Genomic DNA, 15,974 nt, shown 5'->3' with positions numbered 1-15,974 from the left:
ACTCTTGTGGCGGGTGTTCTGAATGATCGGGGGCGCGGTGATGGCGGGAATGACGGATCCCAACCGTATCTGGACCGAGGCGGCGGACCGCCTGAAGGCTGAGATCGGGGACGGACCCTTCAGCAGCTATATCGCGCCCTCCGCGGTGCGCGTGGACTCCCAGGGCAATCTGATCTTGGTGACGCCGACCGCCTATGCGCGGGACTGGGTGCGCAAGAACGCCCTGCGTCGCATGAACGAGCTGTGGCTGGGCCTGGACGGCCTGTCGCGTCGTCTGGAGGTGCGCTGCCGCGCCGAGATGGGTTCGGCGCCGCCGTCGGGCCTGCGCGACGCCCCGCGCCTGGCCTCGATCAGCCCCGCCCCGGCCGCTCCCGCCGCCCCCGCGCCCGCCTTCGCCGCCGCGACCGACGGCGCTCGCGCCGTGCGCGCCGCGGGCCTGCAGGAGCGTCTGACCTTCGACAGCTTCGTCGAGGGCCACGGCAACGCCTTCGCCCTGGCCATCGCCAAGCAGGTGGCGACCTGGGCCGACGGCCACTTCAACCCCGTCTTCTTCTGCGGCCCCTACGGCTACGGCAAGACGCACCTGCTGAACGCCATCGCCTGGGAGGCCCAGCGCCTGCGCCCGGACGCCAAGGTGGTCTATCTGACCGCCGAACGCTTCCTGTCGACCTTCGTGCGCGCCATGCAGGACCGCTCGACCGCCGCCTTCAAGGAAAGCCTGCGTTCGGCCGACATGCTGCTGCTGGACGACGTCCAGTTCGTCGGCGGCAAGACTTCGACCCAGGAAGAGCTGCTGAACACCCTCACGGCCCTGATCGAGGACGGCAAGCGCATCGTCCTGTCGGCCGACCGCGCGCCCATGGCCCTGACCGACGTCGAGCCGCGCCTGCGCAGCCACCTGGCGGCGGGCCTGACCTGCCCGGTCGAGGCGGCGGACCGCGACCTGAAGGTCGCTGTGGCCCAGTCGCGCCTGAACGCCCTGGCCCAGCTGGGCGTCGTCACGGGCGAGGCCCGCGCCGACGTGCTGGAGCATCTGATCGACCGCACCCCCGGCTCGATGCGCGAGCTGGAAGGCGCCGTGAACACCCTGGCCGCCGTCGCCGGAAGCCGCCTGTCGGCTCTGACGGTGGACGAGGTCCAGTCCCTGCTGGGCGCCGCCCTGCGCACGGGCCCCGAGCGCCGCATCACCGTGGACGAGATCCAGAAGACTGTGGCCGAGCACTTCAACCTCAAGCAGGCCGACCTGCTGAGCGAGCGCCGCACCCGCGCCATCGCCCGCCCGCGTCAGGTCGCCATGTATCTGTGCAAGCAGCACACGACACGCTCCTATCCCGACATCGGCCGCCGCTTCGGCGGGCGCGACCACACCACCGTCCTGCACGGGGTCCGCAAGATCGAGGAGCTGATGCCCAAGGACGACCAGATCGCCCGCGACGTCGAGGCACTGACGCGCAAACTGCGCGGGTAAAAGGAACGCGGCGCGCAAACTGCGCGGGTAAGCTCTCCCCTCCGCTCATCCTGGCGAAGACTTCGATGAGCGGATTTCCGGGGCGTCCAGCCTGTGGAAATCGGGGGCAAGCGCCTCTGCCCGTTGCCCCCCGCGCTCAATGCGCTAGTGTTCCTGCCCATATTTACGGCGACGCTGCTTCGGCGGGGTCGCGACCGGGCGAGACCAAATGCAGCTGACCATCGAACGATCCGCGCTTCTTCGGGCCCTGGGGCACGTCCAGAGCGTGGTCGAGCGTCGCAACACCATTCCGATCCTGTCCAATGTGCTGCTGAGCGCCGGGCGCGACCGCCTGTCGTTCGCCGCCACCGACCTGGACATGGAAATGGTCGACGAGGCCGAGGCCCAGGTGAACGTCGAGGGCCAGATCACGGCCCCGGCCCACACCCTGTATGAAATCGTGCGCAAGCTGCCGGACGGCGCCGAGGTGTCGCTGACCTATTCGGGCGATGATCCGCGTCTGGTGGTGGCGGCGGGGCGGTCGCGCTTCAACCTGCCGGTGCTGCCGGCGGGCGACTTCCCGGTCATGTCGACCGAGGCTTCGGGCGCGCGCTACACCCTGCCTAAGGAAGACCTGGCCCGCCTGATCGACAAGACGCGCTTCGCCGTCTCGACCGAAGAGACGCGCTACTATCTGAACGGCCTGTATCTGCACACCGTGGCCGACGGCGGCATTCCGCTGCTGCGCGCCGTGGCCACCGACGGCCACCGCCTGGCCCTGGCCGAGACCCCGGCGCCGGAAGGCGCGGCGGGCGGCCCTGGCGTCATCGTGCCGCGCAAGACGGTGGATCAGGTCCGCCGCCTGCTGGACGACGGCGCCGGCCCGGTCGAGGTTCAGGTCTCGGCCCAGAAGATCCGCTTTGAGTTCGGCGAGGCCAGCCTGACTTCCAAGGTCATCGACGGCGCCTTCCCCGACTATCTGCGCGTCATTCCCAAGGGCAACGACAAGCAGGCCGACATCGATAACAGCCTGTTCGCCAAGGCCGTCGACCGGGTGGCCACCATCTCGGCCGAGAAGAGCCGCTCGGTGAAGCTGGCCTTCGACAACGACCGGGTGAAGCTGACGGTGCGCAACATGGAAGCCGGGCAGGCCGAGGAAGAGGTCGAGATCGGCTATTCCGACGAGCCGTTCGAGATCGGCTTCAACGCCCGCTACCTGCTGGACGTCGCCGGCCAGATCACCGGCGAGACGGCCCACTTCAAGTTCGCCGACCCGGCCAGCCCGACGCTGGTGCTCGACCCGGCGGACGTGGGCGTCCAGTACGTGCTGATGCCGCTGCGGGTTTGATCGAGCTGGCGCAGCTCCTTCTTCCGCTCATCCCGGCGGACGCCGGGACCCAGTGAGAGCCGGGAGCGGTCGGTCGGATGTTCTACGTCTACATTCTGGCCAGCCGCCCCAACGGCACGCTTTACACGGGCTCAACCGACGACCTGCTGAAACGGGTTGTCGAGCATCGCGAGAAGCTGAGCGGCGGGTTTACTGCGAAATACGCCGTTTCCCGCTTGGTCTGGTACGAAGTCCACGACTCTCGAGAGGCCGCCTTTGTTCGCGAACGCTGCATCAAGGAGTGGCGACGTGAGTGGAAGCTGGACCTGATCGAGCGTATGAACCCTGCATGGGCCGATCTGTTCGAGACGCTCCTTTGAACCGCGCCGCTTGCGGCCAAAGCACTGGGTCCCGGCGTCCGCCGGGATGAGCGGATAGATTGAGCCTTACCTCCCTCGCCCTCACCGACTTCCGCTCCTATGCGAGCGCGACCCTGCCGGTTTCCGGCGGGACTGTGGTGCTGCATGGGCCGAACGGGGCGGGCAAGACTAACCTTCTGGAAGCCGTCAGCCTGTTGACCCCCGGCAAGGGGCTGCGCGGGGCGACGGCGGCCGAGATGGGGCGGCGCGAGCCGGGCGAGGCGGTAGGGCGGCCCTGGGCCGTGGCGGCGACGCTGCGGGGCGCGGACGGCGACGAAGTTCGCCTGGGCACCGGCGTCCAGACCATGGGGCCGTCGGCGCGGCGCATCGTGCGCATCGACGGCGAGACGGCGCCGCCGGGGCGGCTGCTGGACCATCTGGGCCCGGTCTGGGCCACGCCCGAGCAGGACCGGCTGTTCTCGGACGCGCGGGCCGAGCGGCTGCGGTTCTTCGACCGGTTGGTTTTCGCCGCCCATCCCGACCATGCGGCTGTCGTCTCCACCTATGAAAAAGCCCTGCGCGAGCGGTTGCGGCTGCTGACCGATGAGACGCGCCCGGCCGATCCTCTGTGGCTGGACGCGCTGGAGGCCCGACTGGCCGAGAGCGGGGCGCGGGCGGCTATGGCGCGCGCCGGCGCGCTGAAGGCGCTTCAGGCCGGGATCGACGCTCGCGCCGACCGCCCCTTCCCGCAGGCCGATCTGGGGCTGGCCGGTCCGGCCGAGGAGATGGCGGCGGCGGGCGCGGACGAGGCCGACATCGTCGAGGCGCTGGGCGAGGGCCTGATGCGCGCCCGTGCCCGAGACGCGGCGGCGGGACGCAGCCTGTTCGGGCCGCACCGCTCGGACCTGACGGCCCTGCACCGCGAGAAGAACCGGCCCGCCGCCGAGGGGTCGTCAGGCGAGCAGAAGGCCCTGGTGCTGAACCTGATCCTGGCCCAGGTGGCGCGTCTGGCGGATCAGCCCGCGCAGCCCGTTCTGCTGCTGGACGAGGCGCCCGCCCATCTGGACGAAGCCCGCCGCGCCGCCCTGTTCGACGAGATCGAGGCGCTGAAGCTGCAGGCCTTCATGACGGGCACCGAGCGCCCGCTGTTCGCGGCGCTGGAGGGACGCGCGCAGTTCGTGGCGGTGGAAGGCGGCGGCCTGTCCGTCTAGGGCTTAAAGGCTCGCTTTTCCCGTCGAATTTCCTATATATCGAGGACTTCGGGGCGCGCTGATTTGCGCCCCTGAGACGGGCGGTCGAAGGGCCGCCTCTTCCCTGTCCGTCCACGGACCCTGAGCCGACGTTTTCATGACCGAACAGACTGCTCCCTCGCCTGAGTACGGCGCCGATTCCATCAAGGTTCTCAAAGGCCTGGACGCGGTGCGCAAGCGCCCCGGCATGTATATCGGCGACACGGACGACGGCTCGGGCCTGCACCACATGGTCTATGAGGTGGTGGATAACGCCATCGACGAGGCCCTGGCCGGCCACGCTGATCTGGTGACGGTCACCCTGAACGAGGACGGCTCGGTCACCGTGACCGACAACGGGCGGGGCATCCCGACCGCCATTCACGCCGAGGAAGGCATTTCCGCCGCCGAGGTCATCATGACCCAGCTGCACGCCGGCGGTAAGTTCGATCAGAACTCCTACAAGGTGTCCGGCGGCCTGCACGGCGTGGGCGTGTCCGTGGTCAACGCCCTGTCGGACTGGCTGGAGCTGGTCATCTATCGCGACGGCAAGAAGCACAGCGTCCGCTTCGAGCGCGGCGAGACCGTGCGCTCGCTGGCCGTCGTCGGCGACGCGCCGATGCGCGAGGACAAGGGCCGTCTGCTGACCGGCACCGAGGTCACCTTCTTCCCCTCGGTCACGACCTTCAGCCACATCGATTTCGACCTGAAGACGCTGGAGCACCGCCTGCGCGAGCTGGCCTTCCTGAACTCGGGCGTGGTCATCAAGCTGTCGGATCATCGCGGCGCCGAGCCGATCGAGATCATGCTGCACTATGAGGGCGGCGTCGAAGCCTTCGTGCGCCACCTCGACAAGTCCAAGACCCCGATCCTGAAGGACGTCATCGTCATTCGCGGCCAGAAGGACGGCATCGAGCTGGACCTGGCCCTGTGGTGGAACGACAGCTACCACGAGACCATGCTGTGCTTCACCAACAACATCCCGCAGCGGGATGGGGGCACCCACCTGTCGGCCTTCCGCGCCTCGCTGACCCGCGTCATGGGCAGCTATATCGAGAGCTCGGGCCTGGCCAAGAAGGAGAAGGTCGCGCCGACCGGCGAGGACGCTCGCGAAGGCCTGACCTGCGTCCTGTCGGTCAAGGTGCCGGACCCCAAGTTCAGCTCGCAGACCAAGGACAAGCTGGTCTCGTCCGAGGTGCGCCCGGCGGTCGAAAGCCTGTGCTCGGAAGGTCTGGCGACCTGGTTCGAGGAACACCCGGTCGAAGCCAAGATGATCGTGTCCAAAATCATCGAGGCGGCCTCGGCGCGCGAAGCCGCCCGCAAGGCGCGCGACCTGACGCGGCGTAAGTCGGCGCTGGAAATCTCCAGCCTGCCCGGCAAGCTGGCCGACTGTCAGGAACGCGATCCGGCCAAGTCCGAACTGTTCATCGTCGAGGGCGATTCCGCCGGCGGCTCGGCCAAGCAGGCGCGCAACCGCGAGAATCAGGCCGTCCTGCCCCTGCGCGGCAAGATCCTGAACGTCGAGCGCGCGCGCTTTGACCGGATGCTGTCGTCGGACCTGATCGGCACCCTGATCCTGGCGCTGGGCACCGGCATCGGCCGCGACGACTTCAACGCCGACAAGCTGCGCTATCACAAGATCATTCTGATGGCCGACGCCGACGTCGACGGCGCCCACATCCGCACCCTGCTGCTGACCTTCTTCTATCGTCAGATGCCGGAGCTGATCGAGCGCGGCCACGTCTACATCGCCCAGCCGCCGCTCTATAAGGTCTCCAAGGGCAAGCAGCACCGCTACGTCAAGGACCAGGCGGAGATGGACGCCTATCTGATCGAGGAAGGCAGCGCCGAGGCCGCGCTGGAGCTGGCCTCGGGCGAGGTGCGCGCCGGACGAGACCTGCAGGAGCTGGTGCGCGAGGCCAAGGGCTTCAAGGCGCTGGTCGATCGTCTGGCGACGCGGGCTCCGGCCTTCGCCATCGAACAGGGCGCCCTGGCCGGCCTGTTCAGCGAGAACGCCGGCGAGCTGGCCGACCGCGCCGCGCGTGCGGCCGAACGGCTGAACCTCTACGCCGAGGAAGGCGACGGTCCGTGGAGCGGCGAACTGGCGGCCCAGGGCGGGGTGGCCTTCAACCGCGTGCGCCGCGCCGTCAGCGAGACCATCGTGCTGGACGAGGTGCTGGGCCGCTCGCTGGACGCCCGCCGTCTGGCCGAACGCGCCGCCGCCTTCGACGGCCTGTTCTCGGCCCCGGCCGTCTATCGCCGTAAGGACAAGACCACGACCATCCGCGGTCCGCTGGACCTGCTGGCGGCGGTGCTGGACGCAGGCAAGAAGGGCATCGCCATCCAGCGCTACAAGGGCCTGGGCGAGATGAACCCGGAACAGCTGTGGGAGACCACCCTGGACGCCAACGCCCGCACCCTGCTGCAGGTGAAGGTGGAGCATGGCGACGACGCCGACGACCTGTTCGCCAAGCTGATGGGCGACGTGGTCGAGCCGCGCCGCGAGTTCATCCAGGACAACGCCCTGGACGCCGCCGTCGACGCCTGATCGCGGGGACTGCGCGTGGCGCCGTCAGGCGCCGCGGCGGTCCTGTTCGACCCGGTTTCGGCCGTTCTGCTTGGCGCGGTAGAGGGCGTCGTCGGCCGCCTTGATCAGATAGTTCTCGTCCGGATGGCCCCGGTGGGCGGCGACGCCGATCGAGGCCGTGATGCTGAAGGGGGGCAGGCCCGCCGCCGCGATCGGCTTGGCCGCCAGGGCCAGGCGCATCCGTTCGGCGATGGTCGCGGCCTGGTGCAGGCTGGTTTCGACCAGGACCACCAGGAACTCCTCGCCGCCGTAGCGGAAGACGAAGTCGCTGGGCCGCACGTTCTCGGTCACGGCCTCGGCCACCTGGCGCAGCACCTCGTCGCCGACCGGATGGCCGTGCGTGTCGTTGATCCGCTTGAAGTGGTCCACGTCCAGCAGCAGCACCGACAGGGGGGTGTGGTTGGCGTTGGCGAAGCCGATCTCGCGGCTCAGGATCGACGACAGGAAGCGCCGGTTCAGGGCGCGGGTCAGCGGGTCGCGGCCGCCCTCCATGCCCGCCAGGCCCTGGAACATCTCGTTCAGCAGGAAGGCGACTTCCTCGACGGCGGCCTCCAGCGCCTTCAGCGGCGCGGCCAGGTCGGCCGGGATCGCGTCGGGGGTGAAGCGCGGCAACAGCTCCGTGTCGATCCGCTCCATGGTCGCGTTCAGCCGCGTCAGATGGGGCGAGCCGTCGAACAGGAAGTCGGCCCGGTGCCGAATCCACAGGCCGAACGGCGAGGCGCCCAGGGCGCCCGCCCCGTCGACGCCGCCCGAAGCCAGGATGCGGAACAGGGTCTTCTGGCTCCACTCCATCAGGCTCGCGCGTTGGCTTTCGCGCTCGAAATGGATGTCCTGATCCAGGGAGAAGAGACGGTAGGCTTCGTCCAGACGCGCGCGGTTGCTGGCGCCCTTCTCATAGGACTGGCTCATCAGGCGCAGGGCGTGGTCGATGCGCTGGCCGGCCAGCCGCAGCAGGTCGAAGGCCGCCGCGTCGCCGGCCAGGTCGTCCGCCAGCCGGGCCTTCAGCACGGCGGCGCCGGCCATGACCAGATGCATCGGAATTTTGATGCGGGCGTGGACCTCGCCGATCTTGGTCTGGCGGGCGATGAAGGCGGCGTCGCGCGTGTCCAGATCCGGGGCGAACAGGTCGATCAGCCATCGACGCAGGGACGGGCTGAGGCGTTCCTGGACGATGGAGTGATGCAGGAAGGTCTGGGCGTCCGGGTCGTTGAGCAGCACCTGATAGAAGGCGGCCACCATGGCGTCGGCGTTGGCGTTCAACAGCGCGCGCAGACGCTCCAGGCTCTGCGGGTCGAGTGAGGGGTCGGGAACGCAGGACGGGGCGGCGACGGCGGACGTCGGGTTAGGCAAGGCGGCGACTCTGACTGTTTACACTACAGGTTCGGCCGCCTGGGCGTCGCCTCAGGCGCTGAGGGTGAACAAGAGCCGCCCGAACCAGGGGCGTGCGCCCCTAGGCGAGCCGATAGACGCCGCACCCCGCTCCGGCAAGGGGCGGGGCGCCTTGCGTCGCCGCTTTAGCGCGGCCGTCCCGCCCCGATGAAGGCGCGGATGGACGGGTAGATGGTCGTGCTGCGCTGGCCGTCGCAGAGCATGTCCTTGATGTAGGAATCCAGCGAGTTCTTGGCGATGGCGTCGAAGTCGTAGCCGTCGTCGATGCGCTCCTGCTCCGCGCCGTCGGGGCCGTAGAGAACCTCCACGCCCGGCTTGGACTGGTTGGCGCTGCAGCGGATGCTGATCTGGCCGGCGGAATAGGACAGGTCGTCGGTCGCGCCCGACGCCGGCACGCGCGCCAGCAGGGCCGTGCGTGCGCCGTCCCCTTCGGTGATGGAATCCACGTCCAGCATGAAGACCGTGGCCGAACTGCGCGAGACGACGTGCCAGCTTTCGGCCAGGGCGGGTGAAGCGGCCAGAGCGGCGACGGCGGCTATGGCGATGACGATTGGTTTCATAGCATCCTCCCCAGGAAGGAACCGAGTTCACTCCTGTTGGAGAAAAAACACAATGGCCCAGCCGTGCGCCCGCCATGGTCGAGGTTTCGCCGTTATCGCGGGGCAGGCTGACGTGATGCGCCATCCGCTCCGTTTCGCCCTTGCTTCCGCCCTTTTGGCCGGCGCCCTGATGAGCGTCTCGGTCGGGGCCGCCTCCGTACAGGCCGCGAGCCCGGCGGCTGCGCCCGCCGCGGCGCCGTTCCAGTCGTCGCGCATCCTGGTCGAGACGAAGGGGCACGGGCCGGACGTGGTGCTGATCCCCGGCCTGGCCTCGACCTCGGCGGTCTGGGCGCGCACGGCGGCGGCGCTGGAAGGGCGTTACCGCGTGCATCTGGTGACCGTGCGCGGCTTCGGCGAGACGGCGCCCGGCGGCAACGCCGAGGGGCTGGTCGGCGCGCCCACGTCCGCCGAGATCCGCCGCTACATCGAGGAACAGGGGCTGCGACGACCGGCTCTGATCGGCCACTCCATGGGCGGCCAGGTGGCGCTGCGGGTCGCGGCCGACGCGGGCGACCGCATCGGCAAGGTCATGGTGGTGGACGCCTCGCCCTTCTTTCCGTCGCTGATCAGCCCCGGCTCGACCGCCGCCGACGTCGAGCCGCTGGCCCGCATCGCCTATCAGGGGCTGATGCTGCTGGGGGATCAGGCCCTGCGGACGCAGGCGTCTTCCATGGGGCTGGAGCTGGGCGGCGCGGCCGACAATGTTCTGGGCGGTCTGGGCTGGCAGGGCGGGGACCGCCGGGTTCTGGCACAGGGCCTGTATGAGGTGATGACCACCGACCTGCGCGCGCGCCTGCCGCTGATCGAGGCGCCCGTCACCGTCGTCTACGGCTGGAGCCCCGACGACCGCAGCCCGCGCAGCCATGTCGACGGCCTGTTCCGCGCCGGCTACCGCTCCTTGCCGCGTCCGGCCGCCTTCGAGCGGATCGAGGGGGCGGAGCACATGGTCATGATCGACCGCCCCCGTCAGTTCCAGCAGGCGGTCGAACGCTTCCTGCGCTGAGACTTCAGTCCGGCTGAAGCCGACGGATCGCCGTCAGCAGGGCCGCGTCGTCGCCCATGTCGCCCTCGATGACGTACTGAGGGCGCTGCGGCTCGTTGTTGCCCCGCGCGCGGCCGCGATAGACCTTCATCGGCACGGCGATCTCGGCCAGGCCGCTGGGCAGGGTCGGCTCGCGGATCTCCATGTAGACGGTGTCGGCCGAGGTCTCGCGCCCGACCTGAACGGCGCCGACGGTCTTCCACAGATCGACGGCGTCCAGACAGGCGGAACCGCAGCTGGAATCGGTCAGGACATAGACACGGCCCTTCATCAGTTGCGGCGCGGGCGGCGGCGGGGCGGCGTCCTTCGGCGCGTCGTCATCGGCGCTACGCCAATAGACCTGACCGGCGGCCTTCGCCGCCGTCATGCCGGTGATGGCGTCCTCGGCCCAGGCGATCAGCTCGGCCTGGCCGTTCGTGGCGCGCAGCTTGTCGAGGAAGGCGGAGATTTCGGCGATGTTGCCGTCCGAGGCGCGCCAGTCGACGCCCTCGATCGCCGGTTCGGGATGGGCGGCCATCCAGTCGTCGCCCCACAGAACCTGGGCCATCAGCTGGCTCCAGTGCGAGGAGCCGCCGCCGTTGCCGCGCAGGTCCAGCACCACATAGGGGGCGGCGCGCAGGGCGTCCTGCTTGGCCTTCATGTCGGCGATCAGGGCGGTCAGTTCAGCGTGGGCCTCGCTGGCGGGATCGCCGTTGAAGGTGGGGGTCGAGATCCAGAAGCCGCCGTCGTCGAAATGCTTCAGGGCGAAGTCGGGCCGGGCGCCTGACGACAGCCGGGCGCGGCGATCGCTCAGATCATCGGGCGTCGCGCGCCAGTCGAGGGCGTAGGTCCGGGGCGCGCCGCCGGTCTCGAACCGGCAGGTCTTCATCTCGGTCTGCCACGGATTTTCCGCGCTCAGGAACATCCAGTCGCCGAAGCGGGTCTTGATCGCCTCCAGGAACCAGCGACCCCGGAACTGGCCGATGCGCTGTTCGGCCAGGGTCGCGGCGTCCACCCCGTCGCAGTCGATCAGCCGGGCGCCCAGCGGCGGGGCGACGGCGTCGCTCTCATCGCGGTCGGCCACCACCTGATCGGCGCCGCGATAGACGGTCAGGAAGCCGGGCCAGCGGGTCGGGAAGCCGAAGTCCCTCTGGGTCAGGCCGATCTGGACGTGGCCGTCCTCGAAGCTGGCGACATAGGCGCGCATCGCCCACCACCAGCCGCCCCGGTCCGTAGTGGTCTTCGCCCGCTCCAGCGCGGTCGCCAGTCCCTGATCCAGGCGGGCGCGGAAACCGGGATTGAGCGGATCATGCACGCCCGGATGGCTGTCGATCATGACGGCGTGCAGGCCGGTGGCGTCCTGAATCAGGGTCGCGGACCAGTCGCGCGGCTGGTCCATCGGGCCGGGCGCCGCGTTCGGGGTCTCCTGCGCCTGAACCGCGCCCGCCATCGCCAGGCAGGCGACGCCCGCCGCCAACATCCGCTTCATGAGCATCCCCTCTCCTCGCTCTCGGCGAAAGGGGTGACAGGCGAGACGGCGATGCGCCAGTTACGCTTTGGTCATGGAAACCGTCAGGCGACGGCTTCCAACGCCTCCAGCACAGCCGGGCCGTAGCGGTCCAGCTTGCCCGCGCCGACGCCGGGAATGACGGCCAACTGATCCAGCCCGCGCGGCTCCTGCAGGGCGATCTCGACCAGGGTCTTGTCCTGGAAGATGACGTAGGGCGGCACGCGCTGTTCGACGGCGCGCTCGCGGCGCCAGGCGCGCAGGGCCTCGAAGCGGGCGCGCACGTCGGCGTCCAGACCCTCGACCGCCAGGTTGCGCCCGGCGTTGCGGCGCGGCCGGTCCTCGGCGACGGCGCGCGTCGGCGGCTCCTTGACCCGCACCACCCGCTCGCCGCGATAGACGGCGCGCACGGCCTGCGGGTCGCCCAGGCGGATCAGGGGCTTGCCGTCGTTGGGATCCTCGACCAGCAGGCCCTCGAACATCAGATGGTCGATGACGTCGCGCCAGCCGATCAGCGACAGATCGGCCCCGACGCCCCAGGTGGACAGTCCCGCCTCCCACGGCTGAACGTCCTTGGTCCGGCCGGTCAGGTGGTCGATGACGCGCGTGCGGCCGAAGCGTTCGCCCAGCCGCTGCACCGCCGCCAGGGCCTTCTGCGCCGGGACCAGGGCGTCGAAGGTGGCGGGGGGATCGCCGCAGACGTCGCAGACGCCGCACGGCTCGGCGTCCTGCTCGCCGAAATAGCGACGCACGGATTGCGGACGGCAGGTCGCGCCGTCCAGCATGGCGAACAGCTGGCGCACCTTGCGGGTCTGGACCTGCTTGACCTCATCGGCCATCGGGCGGCTGTCGAGGCGGCGCAGGGACCAGGCGATGTCCGACGGGCCGTAAAGGGTGATCCCTTCGGCCGGCTCGCCGTCGCGCCCGGCGCGGCCGATCTCCTGCCAGTAGGCCTCAAGGCTCCCGGGCGGATCGGCGTGGATGACGAAGCGCACGTCCGGCTTGTCCACCCCCATGCCGAAGGCGATGGTGGCCACCATCACGGTCCCGTCCTCGGCCAGAAAGCGCTCCAGCCGCCGGTCGCGCTCGCGGGCGTCGAACCCGGCGTGATAGGCGATGGCGTTGGTCCCGGCGTCGCGCAGGGCGTCGGCCACCCGCTCGCAGCCGTCGCGGCTGCCGCAATAGACCACGCCCGAACGGCCGCGCCGCTCGCGCACCAGTTCGACCACGCGCGCGTCGGTGCGGGCGCGTGAGCCGTTGACCTTCCGCTCGGCGGTCAGTTGAAGGTTCGGTCGGGCGAAACTGTCGACGAAGACGCGGGCCTCGCCCAGCTTCAGCGAGGCCAGGATGTCGTCGCGCGTGCGGGCGTCGGCGGTGGCCGTAACCGCGATGCGGGGCGTGCGCGGGAAGATCTCGGCCAGACGGCCCAGGGTGCGATAGTCAGGGCGGAAATCGTGGCCCCACTGACTGACGCAGTGCGCCTCGTCGATGGCGATCAGGCTGATCGGCAGTTCGGCCAGACGCTCCAGCATGGACCCCGACGCCAGCCCTTCGGGCGAAACATAGAGCAGATCCAGCTCGCCCGACCGCGCCGCGCGCCAGACGGCCGAACGCTCGTCCATGGTCAGGCCGGAATCCAGCCGGGCGGCGGCCACGCCCTGTTGCTTCAGCGCCTCGACCTGATCGGTCATCAGGGCGATCAGCGGCGAGACGACCAGACCCACGCCCTCGCGCAGGATGGCGGGCACCTGATAGCAGACGCTCTTGCCCCCGCCGGTCGGCAGCACGGCCAGCACGTCGCGTCCGGCCAGGACTTCCTCGATCACCGAGGCCTGAAGCCCTCGAAAATCGGCATGGCCCCACACGCGCTCCAGCAGGGTCCGCGCCTCGTCCAGGGTGGGCGAGAAGTCAGCGGGCGGGGGGAAGTCCAACATGGCGGCCGTTGTGCCGTATTCGGCCGGGGGTGTCACCCGCGAACCCTTCACCGTTTGTGGGAGAAAGGACTATAGGCAGCGCATGACCATGCTTCTCTACGGCCGCCCGCCCGCGGTGTTCGATCCGCCCTCGACGGCGACGCAGACCTCGCCCCTGATCCCCGGCTCGACGGCGTTGGAGACGGTTGCGCCCGGATCGGCTGACGGGGTGATGCTGTACGCCCCGCCCGGCGCGGTCGAGCGGCGCTATACGCTGGCGCTGGCGCTGAAGGCGCTGAAGCCCGGCGGTCGGTTGGACGTCATGGCGCCCAAGGACAAGGGCGGCTCGCGGCTGGGCAAGGAGCTGAAGGCCTTCGGCCTTGAGGTCGCAGAGACGGCCAAGGCCCACCATCGCCGCTGCATCGTCACTCGGCCCGAGGCGGCCGAGGGGCTGGACGCGGCGATCGAGGCGGGCGCGCCGCGCGTGGTTCCGGGGCTGGAGGCCTGGTCGCAACCGGGCGTCTTCGCCTGGGACCGCATCGATCCGGGCACGGCGTTGCTGGCGCAGGTGCTGCCGCCGCTGAAGGGGATGGGCGCCGATCTGGGCTGCGGCTTCGGAGCGCTGTCGACGGTGGTGTTGCGGTCGTCCGCCGTGACGGCCCTGCGGCTGATTGATGTCGACCGGCGCGCGGTCGAGGCGGCGAAACGCAACGTCGACGACGCGCGGGCCGGCTTCGACTGGGCCGACGTGCGGACGCTGGAGGGGACAGGCGATCTGAACTTCATCGTCAGCAACCCGCCCTTCCATGACGGCGGAGACGAGGACCGGCGGCTGGGCCAGGCCTTCATCCGCAAGGCGGCCGAGATGCTGAAGAAGGGCGGAACGGCCTGGATCGTCGCCAACCGCCACCTGCCCTATGAGGCCGAACTGGACGCCGCCTTCAAGCGGGTGCGGATGATGGTCGATCAGGGCGGCTACAAGGTTTTCGAGGCGGTGAAGTGATCTCGCCCTCAAGCAGCCCGAAGGGCGACAGGGCATGAGACAGGGCATGAGCAAGAAGATTCCGACGTCCCGCGTGGACAAGCTGCTGGGCTCCATGGGCTACGGCTCGCGGGCCGAGATGGCGCGGCTGGGCAAGGCTGGCGGCATCGTGCTGGACGGCGCCGATCTGACCGATGTGTCGAAGCGCATTCCGGTGACGCCCGACCTGCCGAGCCGGATGGAGATCGACGGCGAGCCGCTGGACCCTGTGCCCGGTCTGGTCGTCCTTTTGAACAAGCCGCTGGGCATGACCTGTTCGCACAAGGAGGACGGGGCGCTGGTCTATGACGTCCTGCCCGACCGCTGGCGGCGGCGCGATCCGGCGATCTCGACCATCGGAAGGCTGGACAAGCAGACGAGCGGCCTGTTGCTGCTGACCGACGACGGCGATTTGCTGCACCGGGTGATCAGCCCCAAGCGTCATGTGGCCAAGGTCTATCGCGCGACGCTGGCGCGGCCTCTGAACGGGACGGAAGGGGCGCTGTTCGCCTCGGGCGAACTGGTGCTGGAGGGCGAGGACAAGCCGCTGGCGCCCGCCGGGCTGGAGGTCGTGTCGCCGACCGAGGCCCTGCTGACGGTGACGGAAGGGCGCTATCATCAGGTGCGTCGGATGTTCGCGGCGGCGGGCAACCACGTCGAGGCCCTGCACCGCGAGCGGCTGGGCGGGCTGGTGCTGCCGGATGAATTGGCGCCGGGCGAATGGCGGCTGCTGACCGAGGACGAGATCGCTTCGATCTTCGTCTCTTAGCTCATCCCGGCGGAGGCCGGGATCCCGTGAGAACCTCATACGCTGCGCTTGCAGCCAAAGAACTGGGCCCCGACGTCCGCCGGGGCGAGCGGGAGGTAGAGGGCTGGCGCTTGACCTGTCCTCCGCAGTCGCGCACCTCACCGCCATGACACTCACCAAGATCTGCGGCCTGACGACGCCGGATACGCTGGATGCGGCGCTGGAGGGCGGGGCGGCCTTTGTCGGAGCGGTGGTGTTTCCCAAGAGCCCGCGCCACATCCCGCCGCTGCACGCCGCCACCCTGTTCGATCGGGCGCGCGGAAAAGCTAAGATCGTGGCCGTCCTGGTCGATCCCGACGACGCCCTGCTGAGCGAGGTCGCCCTGATCCTGCGGCCCGACTTCATCCAGTTGCACGGCTATGAGACGCCGCAGCGCGCGGCCGAGGCGCGAAGGCTGACGGGAGCGGGGATCATCAAGGCCCTGCCGATCCAGGACGAGGCGGACTTCGCGAGCGTCGCCGACTGGACCGGCGTCGCTGATCATCTGCTGTTCGACGCCAGGCCGCCCAAGGGCGCCGATCTGCCCGGCGGGGTGGGAGCCTCGTTCGACTGGAGGCTGATGCAGAACCGGGCGCTTCCGGCAAACTGGTTCCTCGCGGGCGGGCTGGACTCGCAAAATGTTTCCGAGGCTGTGCGGATTTCAGGGGCGCCGATGGTCGATGTGTCCTCTGGCGTCGAAAGCGCGCCGGGTGTTAAGGACCGCACCCTGATCAAAGCTTTTCTGGACGCCGCATCGCGGTCCTGATTTCGTCGCCTTCCTCCCTGAA

At 69.6% G+C, this 15,974-nt stretch carries 13 protein-coding genes; 9 read left to right on the top strand and 4 right to left on the bottom strand.

All coding sequences use genetic code 11. The annotated features are described in order from the left end of the window. Window positions 1-49: 49 nt before the first annotated feature. From dnaA to gyrB, 5 genes are all read left to right on the top strand, one after another. Entirely contained in the window at window positions 50-1,468 is a 1,419-nt protein-coding gene (gene dnaA, locus BJP32_RS04110) for a chromosomal replication initiator protein DnaA (RefSeq protein ID WP_223850629.1), read from the top strand. 208 nt (window positions 1,469-1,676) lie between these two features. After that, window positions 1,677-2,795 carry a DNA polymerase III subunit beta gene (dnaN, locus tag BJP32_RS04105; protein WP_003166402.1) on the top strand — a complete coding sequence of 373 codons (1,119 nt, stop codon included), beginning with the start codon at window positions 1,677-1,679 and terminating at the stop codon, window positions 2,793-2,795. A 77-nt stretch (window positions 2,796-2,872) separates the two neighbouring features. Then, a complete protein-coding gene (locus BJP32_RS04100) occupies window positions 2,873-3,154 on the top strand; it encodes a GIY-YIG nuclease family protein (RefSeq protein ID WP_076223045.1) in 282 nt (93 codons plus the stop codon). Between the two features lie 59 nt (window positions 3,155-3,213). Then, window positions 3,214-4,344 (top strand): DNA replication/repair protein RecF, encoded by a 1,131-nt coding sequence (gene recF / locus BJP32_RS04095; protein WP_076223043.1) that lies wholly within the window; start codon window positions 3,214-3,216, stop codon window positions 4,342-4,344. 136 nt (window positions 4,345-4,480) lie between these two features. Beyond that, entirely contained in the window at window positions 4,481-6,910 is a 2,430-nt protein-coding gene (gene gyrB / locus BJP32_RS04090) for a DNA topoisomerase (ATP-hydrolyzing) subunit B (RefSeq protein WP_076223041.1), read from the top strand. 24 nt (window positions 6,911-6,934) lie between these two features. Here the strand turns inward: gyrB and BJP32_RS04085 are convergent, their stop codons facing one another. After that, complete coding sequence (locus BJP32_RS04085; protein ID WP_076223039.1) at window positions 6,935-8,299, bottom strand: diguanylate cyclase; 1,365 nt, start codon at window positions 8,297-8,299, stop codon at window positions 6,935-6,937. A 164-nt stretch (window positions 8,300-8,463) separates the two neighbouring features. Next, window positions 8,464-8,898: a hypothetical protein gene (locus BJP32_RS04080; protein ID WP_076223037.1), complete on the bottom strand. Its 435-nt coding sequence runs from the start codon at window positions 8,896-8,898 to the stop codon at window positions 8,464-8,466. A 115-nt stretch (window positions 8,899-9,013) separates the two neighbouring features. Here BJP32_RS04080 and BJP32_RS04075 point away from each other — a divergent pair, with 115 nt between their 5' ends. Beyond that, entirely contained in the window at window positions 9,014-9,940 is a 927-nt protein-coding gene (locus tag BJP32_RS04075) for an alpha/beta fold hydrolase (RefSeq protein WP_076223126.1), read from the top strand. Between the two features lie 4 nt (window positions 9,941-9,944). Here BJP32_RS04075 and BJP32_RS04070 read toward each other — a convergent pair whose 3' ends face one another. Both BJP32_RS04070 and recQ read right to left on the bottom strand, forming a co-directional pair. Continuing rightward, a complete protein-coding gene (locus BJP32_RS04070; protein ID WP_083673882.1) occupies window positions 9,945-11,447 on the bottom strand; it encodes a S41 family peptidase in 1,503 nt (500 codons plus the stop codon). 83 nt (window positions 11,448-11,530) lie between these two features. Then, window positions 11,531-13,399, bottom strand: a complete 1,869-nt coding sequence (gene recQ / locus BJP32_RS04065) for a DNA helicase RecQ (RefSeq protein WP_076223035.1) — start codon at window positions 13,397-13,399, stop codon at window positions 11,531-11,533. A gap of 82 nt (window positions 13,400-13,481) precedes the next feature. Between recQ and BJP32_RS04060 the strand changes: the two genes are divergently transcribed. The 3 genes from BJP32_RS04060 (at window position 13,482) to BJP32_RS04050 (ending at window position 15,952) form a co-directional block, all read left to right on the top strand. Next, window positions 13,482-14,381 (top strand): class I SAM-dependent methyltransferase, encoded by a 900-nt coding sequence (locus BJP32_RS04060; protein WP_076223032.1) that lies wholly within the window; start codon window positions 13,482-13,484, stop codon window positions 14,379-14,381. A gap of 46 nt (window positions 14,382-14,427) precedes the next feature. After that, window positions 14,428-15,168, top strand: a complete 741-nt coding sequence (locus BJP32_RS04055; protein WP_076223030.1) for a pseudouridine synthase — start codon at window positions 14,428-14,430, stop codon at window positions 15,166-15,168. 145 nt (window positions 15,169-15,313) lie between these two features. Further along, on the top strand, window positions 15,314-15,952 hold the full coding sequence (locus BJP32_RS04050) for a phosphoribosylanthranilate isomerase (RefSeq protein WP_076223028.1): 639 nt from the start codon (window positions 15,314-15,316) through the stop codon (window positions 15,950-15,952). Window positions 15,953-15,974 lie beyond the last annotated feature (22 nt).

Origin of the sequence: Brevundimonas sp. ZS04 (genome assembly GCF_001956865.1) — a bacterium.
Classification (GTDB): Bacteria; Pseudomonadota; Alphaproteobacteria; order Caulobacterales; family Caulobacteraceae; genus Brevundimonas; species Brevundimonas diminuta.
This window is presented reverse-complemented; position numbering and strand designations above follow the sequence as displayed.